Source organism: Bifidobacterium sp. MSK.17.10, from assembly GCF_019129655.1.
GTDB lineage: Bacteria > Actinomycetota > Actinomycetes > Actinomycetales > Bifidobacteriaceae > Bifidobacterium > Bifidobacterium adolescentis.
In genome coordinates, this window is the sequence record NZ_JAHOJD010000018.1 from 1 (window position 1) to 7,020 (window position 7,020).

Annotated in this window: 5 protein-coding genes and 1 tRNA gene; 3 read left to right on the top strand and 3 right to left on the bottom strand. The window is 53.7% G+C overall.

All coding sequences use genetic code 11. From position 1 onward, the window contains the following. A partial coding sequence (locus tag KSX58_RS10055) for a GH25 family lysozyme (RefSeq protein ID WP_303246173.1) occupies positions 1-1,619 on the bottom strand: 1,619 nt, incomplete at its 3' end. A gap of 272 nt (positions 1,620-1,891) precedes the next feature. Here KSX58_RS10055 and KSX58_RS10060 point away from each other — a divergent pair. The 3 genes from KSX58_RS10060 to KSX58_RS10070 all read left to right on the top strand — a co-directional run bounded on the left by KSX58_RS10060 (position 1,892) and on the right by KSX58_RS10070 (position 5,373). Further along, positions 1,892-2,542: a hydrolase gene (locus KSX58_RS10060; protein ID WP_217752121.1), complete on the top strand. Its 651-nt coding sequence runs from the start codon at positions 1,892-1,894 to the stop codon at positions 2,540-2,542. A gap of 11 nt (positions 2,543-2,553) precedes the next feature. Then, the gene (locus KSX58_RS10065; protein WP_254882516.1) at positions 2,554-4,188 is read left to right on the top strand and encodes a sialate O-acetylesterase; all 1,635 of its coding nucleotides are present in this window, start codon (positions 2,554-2,556) and stop codon (positions 4,186-4,188) included. Between the two features lie 291 nt (positions 4,189-4,479). Then, entirely contained in the window at positions 4,480-5,373 is an 894-nt protein-coding gene (locus KSX58_RS10070; RefSeq protein ID WP_217752123.1) for a conjugal transfer protein, read from the top strand. A 241-nt stretch (positions 5,374-5,614) separates the two neighbouring features. Here the strand turns inward: KSX58_RS10070 and KSX58_RS10075 are convergent, their stop codons facing one another. Further along, a complete protein-coding gene (locus KSX58_RS10075) occupies positions 5,615-6,211 on the bottom strand; it encodes a hypothetical protein (RefSeq protein WP_034984525.1) in 597 nt (198 codons plus the stop codon). Positions 6,212-6,572: 361 nt separating this feature from the next. After that, positions 6,573-6,657: transfer RNA gene (locus KSX58_RS10080), tRNA-Ser, on the bottom strand. Positions 6,658-7,020: the final 363 nt, after the last annotated feature.

Sequence of the window (7,020 nt, forward strand, 5' to 3'; positions counted from 1 at the left end):
GCCACGGGACCACCCAACGACGAATACCCGCCATTCTTATAGAAAGAATCACGCAAGTTGTACAAAACAATGCGGCTCTCTTTCGTTCCGCGAGACCAGATATCGCCATTCTGGAAACGTTGATATTTCCAATCATTCGACAACTTCTTCTCGTCTTCGATCGGATACCCCAAGACGCCATGCTCATAATTACGACGAGCCCATTCCTTGCGTATTGCACCAGTCGTATAGTGCGCACCGGTTGACGGAGTCCAGGAAATCGCACCATTTTCGAAATTCTGATAGCAGTTCACCCTACCCTGAGTCCAATCGCAAACTTCATTCGCAATTGGTTTGCCAATAACGCTTTTCTCCGCGCCAATAGAGCGCCACTCAACTCCCATGTCTCCCTTAACCTCATAGGAAGTTGCGTTGTTACTATTGTTCTTATCCACATACGCTTTATTTCCAAAAGCATTCATATCCACGGAACCACTGATACCGTTGATATGGCCGGAACTGGTGTATTGCCAGCCACGGTCGTTGGTATCGAAGGCGTTGTATCCCATTTGAGCACCATACTGCGCCACCCAACGGGTCTTTGCGTAGATGTTCGAATTGTTCAACGGGCCTTGCAGGTAGCTCGTATACGAATACACACCGAGATTCTTGTATCCGGCGGACTGCAGTGCGCCATACCAGGCGTCGGCCATACCGCTATAAACATTCGGATTGGTCGGCGGGGTATGACCAGCCCACGTCCACTTTTCAAGGTCGTAATACACAGGGTATTTCAGATCGTTCGGGCTCACGCCCATCTGGCGGAGTTTGGCAGCCACATCATTGCCTTCCGCACGTGCGCAGTTCGCATCGTATGCATACGAATACCAGTAGATGCCAAAAGGAATACCAAGACGTTTGCATTCGTTGATGTTACGTTGCGCTTTGGCATCGGCATAGTTGCCCCAGCCATAGCCCAAACGAATGATTGCGCCTTCCACGCCGTCGGCTTTCGCCTTGGCCCAATCGACGTCACCCTGCCATGAGGAAACATCAATCACGCCCTTGGCTTGTTGAACGAACAGGTTGTTCCTATAATCGAAAAACGCCTTTGTTCCGTTGTAGGTTCCCCAGTGTGCTCCGTATTCGTTGCTCTCGAATTTAGTGAGCCGGACAGTCGAGCCACCCTTCAAGGACGACTGCTCCACAGACTGTTTCACAGGTTGTTCCACAGCATCTTTCACATCCGAGGCACTCACCGGAATGAATGATTCGCCATCCGTTTTGGCCAGTGGATCAGGTTGCTGCGATTGCGTGCCGACCAGCTGAGCGTCCGTCACGGTTTCGCCGGTCTCAATGTTCTGCACATCACCTTCCGGCGTAACCGCAAGGTTCTCCGAAACCACAGTGGAATCGTCCGAAATGTTTTCGCTTACCGTTTCCGGCAGCGTCGCGTTCGGATTGTCCGGCATGCTGTTTGACGAATTCTGCACATCATCCACAGTTGCGGCAAAAGAACTTGGCGCATCCTCAATCGCAATATCCTGCATGGCGTAAGCCGGCACCACGGCAACGGAAACCGTCATTGCAGCCACGGAAGCGGTGGTCGCAATCTTCATTAAGCTTTTCGGCGATATCATCGTCAGCCTCTCTCACAAAACGCATTTTCACTCGTTGACGCAATTGCACACGCAAAACTTAAGTGTATTCTGAGATGTCCCCACTTAAAATAAAGCAGCTGGATTCCAGACCAAACTTCACATTTACCGAATATGCCACAACATGAAGTGCTGGCATTCGGAAGTGGAACGGGTAACATACCTTATGTATTGTCATTTGGGAACAGAGGACCTTGTCGGACCACCTCCAATAGACAACATCAAAACGGTATCGCGGACTCCTGGAGGGAAGCATGGCACGGCACGAAAGGCAGCCAAATAAAGCTGACAGTCAAGCAAGTAACGTCCGCAAGCCCCGAACGTTCAGCAGTACCGCGACCGTCGAAACCAGCAAACCCGACAATTCCGTTAACATCACCAATCGTAACGGAAAGCCTGAAACAGACGCATCAGGGGTTTCCTATCAAACAAACACCAAAGATCCATTCCAAATCGCCATATCGCAAGGCGTGCAAGATGGCGACACTTGGGTACATAACCATGTCAAGAACTTGATTCGCCGTTCCATCATCGTAGCCGTTATCGTCGTTGCGGTATGCATTGTGGTCTTCGGCGTCATGGGCGTGAGAACATCGCAGAAAATGCGCGAACTGAATGCCATTAACGACTGCAGAGACGCGGTTGCCGCCATGAACGCTTCATATTCCAAGGATTTCCAGCTCAAGGGAAAGATTGTCGACGCATTTTCCAGCATGGATTCCTCATATGATCTGGAAAAGCTCAGCACCTTGTATCAGGAAGAAGTCAAATCGCCGAAGGCGCTTGACTGCAAAGCCGACCCGTCCGGGACCACCAGCAAAGCCAACACCGAACGAGCCGCATATGACAAACAGGCCAGAACCTTCGAGCGGGCGTTGACAAAGAACAAGGCAAATCAGAATTGAATACGAAACGATTGGCAAGAACGGCACTTGCCGTTATCGTAACCGTAGGAATAGTCGTTGCCATCATCGTCGGGTGCGGCCCCAAATGGGGCAACGGAACGGCAACCGGTAAAACCGGATCGCAATCCACCGCCACCGCCCATACTGCGGCCACTGTTGATGTGCAGCTGCCCTCATACTACATGGACAATATGGTGTTCCAGCGCGATCAGCCAATCGTAGTCAAAGGCAACGTCAGCTCCACGGAAAGCAACCCCATCGACGTTTCGAAACTGTCAGCGACACTTACGCAAGGCAAAACCTCCGAGAGCGTCAAGGCAAAGGCAGCGAAAAACGGCAGTTTCACCTGCACGCTGAGCGCGCAAAAGGCAAGTCTCAATCCGTATTCGCTGCAAGTGCAGTACGCCGGCAAAACCGTGCTGAAACTGGCCAAAGTGTATGTGGGAGACGTCTTCGTAGCCGCTGGCCAGTCGAATATGGAACTCAACTATGTGCAGTATTACGAAAACGCTACTTACAATTTTGGCAATGGACTAATCACGACAGGCGATTTGCCGAAACCGCTCGTAGATGACAACGTGAAATTTGTCATCGCAAATCATGATGTTGAAGACACTGATTTTCCACTGTCCGCTGTTAATCAGAGCGCCGATGCATGGCTGACTGCAGATTCCACGAATTCACTGCACCTCAGCTATCTGGCTCAGCAATTCGCCATGCAGTTGCGCGCCAAGCACCCCAATGTGCCGATTGGCATCATCCAGACCGCGTGGGGTGGCACGCCTATTCGCCGGCATGTACAAGGCGGCGATATTTATGCGAACCATATCGCGCCGTTGAAGGGATTCCATGTGGCGGGCGTGCTGTGGTATCAAGGTTGCGATGACGCCAATAATTACGGAACTGCTTTGCAATACGAATCGCAAATGACCACGCTCATCAACCAGTACCGTAACGTGTTCGGACGCAAGGACCTGCCGTTCCTGTACGTACAGCTCGCGCGCTGGCCAAACTACCAGTACACGCAAAACGTGCGAGAAGCGCAACGGACTACGCTCGGCAACACCAACCTGCACGATTCGTCAAACATGGCGATGACGGTTTCCCTTGACACAGACAAGGGCACATCCGCGCTAATCCATCCTCTCGGCAAGGATATTCTCGGGGCACGCATGGCCGCGCAGTATCTCGCCATGGAAGACGGCACCACCGTACCCAACGGACCGCTTATCGAACGTGCCCGGCACACTGCGAACGGCGCAATCGCCTTGTCTTTCCGGAACGGCACCGCAAGCAGGCTGAAAGCCATGCAGCCGAACTATTCGAAAACCGCGAGCGCAATCGCACCAAACTATAAGAGCGCTCCGAAAGCGACCCCGTTAAGCGGTATCAGCAATATCGCCGCTCCCACCACTACGGCATTGCAGGGGTTTGAGGTCGCCAATTATTCCGGTCAATGGCAGGCGGTCAATGCCACTATCAGGGGCAATCAGGTGTTGCTCACCGCAGCCGATGGTTCAATACTGAACGATCTCAACGCCATGAGCCAGGTACGTTACCTGTTCAGTGGCAATCCGAAGTGCGCGAGCATGCTGTACAACGACTTTAATCTGCCGGCTAGCCCATTCATCACTATTGTTGAGTGATCTTTGTTGGGGGCCGCCGCTAGATAAACCAATACGGGCGGGATAAGTACGGGCGGTCTGAGCCGTTGCTGGGCCTGCTTGGTCATGTTTTGAGCAGGCTGTTCCGGCTTCTGGTTTGGATTCTGGTTTCCCGCTTAAACTATGAAGACTGCTGCAGCATCACAGAAACTAGACAAATGTCATTTTTCCACCAGTTTATTTAGGCACATTCCCCTCCTACTATGGCATACGGAACGAACGCGAGCGCACAATCACAGATCGAGTGCAAACGTGCGCAGGAGAGGAATCACCATGAGGAATCGTATTGCAGCAGCTGCAGCGGCGGGAATATTAACCATCGGCATGGCCGTCCTGCCTTCCGCGGCTTCGGCCAGTGAAGTCGCACCGTCTACGGACGGATTGGCCGGCAGCACCACCATCAGCGGGCAGATCGACCAGGATATGGCCGTGTGCACCGATCAGGCGTGCGAGGCCGTGCAGCACTTGAACAAGACGAATCAGCAGATCAAGTCGGATATGGAAACCGCCAAGCAGCACGCCGAGCAGCTGCATCAGAACGCGCACGAGGACGCCGACGCGCTTCGCCAGTACGGCGAGCAGGCCTGGAAGAACTACCAGGAGGACCGCGAGGATATAAAGAATGCGATTGACGGCGCGGTCAAGCGCGGTCAGGAGCGTCACGACGCTCTGCATCAGGATATGCAGGACACGCAGGCCCACCTCAACCAGATGCATGCCGATATGAAGGAGACCCACGACGAACTCAAGACGAGGCATGACGCGTTTGCGGCGAGCAGCCACCAGTGGCATCAGTCGTTCATCGCGGCGTTGAAGGACGCGAACTCCAAGACGGGTCAGCAGGGCGGCTCATCCGTTGCTACCGGCACGCATGGCACCACGGCTGGAACGAATGCTGGTACGACCGTTACTGGAGTCAACGGCACCACTGGCACTGTGCGCACGGCTGCCGACACTGGCACGAATGGTGCCGCAACTGGATCCGTCACAGCTTCCGGCGATCAAACCGCCGCATCCACCGGCGCGCTGACCAAGTCGGAATATGGACAGCTTGCACAAACCGGCATCGGCATTTCCCTTGCCTGCGCAGCCATTCTGCTGCTTGCCGGCCTTGCCTACGCCATGAAGACGTTCGTGCAGTATAAGCGCGAAACCAGCGAAGACTGAGCCGGCTCGCTGCCGGACAGCGTTTGCTTCATCGACTCATGAAAAACGGTCTCGAATATATCGGGACCGTTTTTTCATGCGCGTTTTTCGTATGTGCTTTTCATCTGCTATACGCATTGTTGCGATTCAATTGGAATGACGTAGTACAGCGACGCACAATGCAGCGCGAAGCGCGCGTACCGTGCGTATGTCCAGTATTCCCACTGATTTGTTACGTTGGCCGTTCTGATCAGTCCACTGGTCAATTCGCATAATGGGGAGCACTGCTGGCGATTCGCGGCGACGGCGTATCGCCATTCCCCGCCGTCCGTCCGGTACTACCCGCGCTCCCCACATCGCCGGCCTTTTCAGCATTGCCGATGTTGGTTCTACGCAACGACCCCGCGGCCAACGAGCGGATGGATCGCCTGCGCTGCGCCTGTTCCGTCTGCGAAGCGGACTGAATTGCGGGAAAAGCGCCCGTTACGGGACGAATACGACCGGTTGCGGTCGGAATAAAGCTTGGTGGCAAAACCTGCGTTGTGATGGCGCTTATGGATGCCATCTGCGGCTGCTGCGTATTATCAGGACCATCCGCAGCATCTTTTTCTTTCACGGTTTGCGATTCTTCCGCACGATTCGCGTCATCATTCGCATCCTCGCCCGTTTGCAAGGCAGACCCAGCTTCGCTCTGCTTTTCTTGTTTTTCCTGCTTTTCCTGCGGAGCGGCCTGCACATCACTCTGCAATACGATTGGCGATGAATTCGAACGGCGTCGGGCAAGCGCCGCCAGAGAGTCACGAGTATCAGCATCGCGTTGGTCAGTCTGCTGGCTGCCGGCAGCCGTCTTGTCAACCATCGTCGTGCTTCTTTCTCTCAACGTCACGATTTCGAGCGTAACGTAGCGCAGCGCAAAAGTGCGCGTAAAACGACGATGTACGCAACTCCCCCACCGAATCGCAATCAAATATCGACATATGAGGGCAAACAATCCCATTATTGAGACCACAGACTGGCACCAATAAGCCGCAGCATGGCAATCAGAGACTTTCCTGGATGCCGGCCCGTACACGCGAGACTTGCGATACGGGACGATTCAAAAACCGAGGCCAACGAAAGAAGCATTCGGAGGGAATCTGGAAGGAACCGGAAAACGGAGTGGAAAAGAAGGAACCCCAGAAACCGAATGATTCCAACGGTTTCCGGGGTTCCAATCCGGGCGGAGAATACGAGATTCGAACTCGTGAGGCTGTTACACCAACACGCTTTCCAAGCGTGCGCCATAGACCACTAGGCGAATTCTCCAATTATGCAACGCTTTCCAGTGTCTATCCGTTAAGCGCAACTTGACTAGAATACAACAGGAGCAGCAAAAAGCCAAATCGGCGTGTCGCACTGCTGGTTTGCAGAGTTGGGCATACGTGTCAAGGTTGTGCAACAGGTATGAGCGATCGGCTGCCTTTACTACGGATACTTCTTATTTCGCACACTGTAGATGCTATATTGCCGCCGATGGAATCCAATAGGCAACGGGATTCGGTAAGCATGGGAAAAGATACGAAAAAAGGGTTCCCGGAGCATATCCGGTGGGAATTCCAGGGAGCATGAAAAATGGGCCTCCCGGGAGCCAAAGGCTCGACCGGGAGGCCCAACATGTGAAGCGGCGGC

Excerpts from the sequence above, each read along its gene's own strand:
- KSX58_RS10060 (WP_217752121.1), top strand. The coding sequence starts at position 1,892 with ATGGCACGGCACGAAAGGCAGCCAAATAAAGCTGACAGTCAAGCAAGT.
- KSX58_RS10070 (WP_217752123.1), top strand. The coding sequence starts at position 4,480 with ATGAGGAATCGTATTGCAGCAGCTGCAGCGGCGGGAATATTAACCATC.
- KSX58_RS10075 (WP_034984525.1), bottom strand. The coding sequence starts at position 6,211 with ATGGTTGACAAGACGGCTGCCGGCAGCCAGCAGACTGACCAACGCGAT.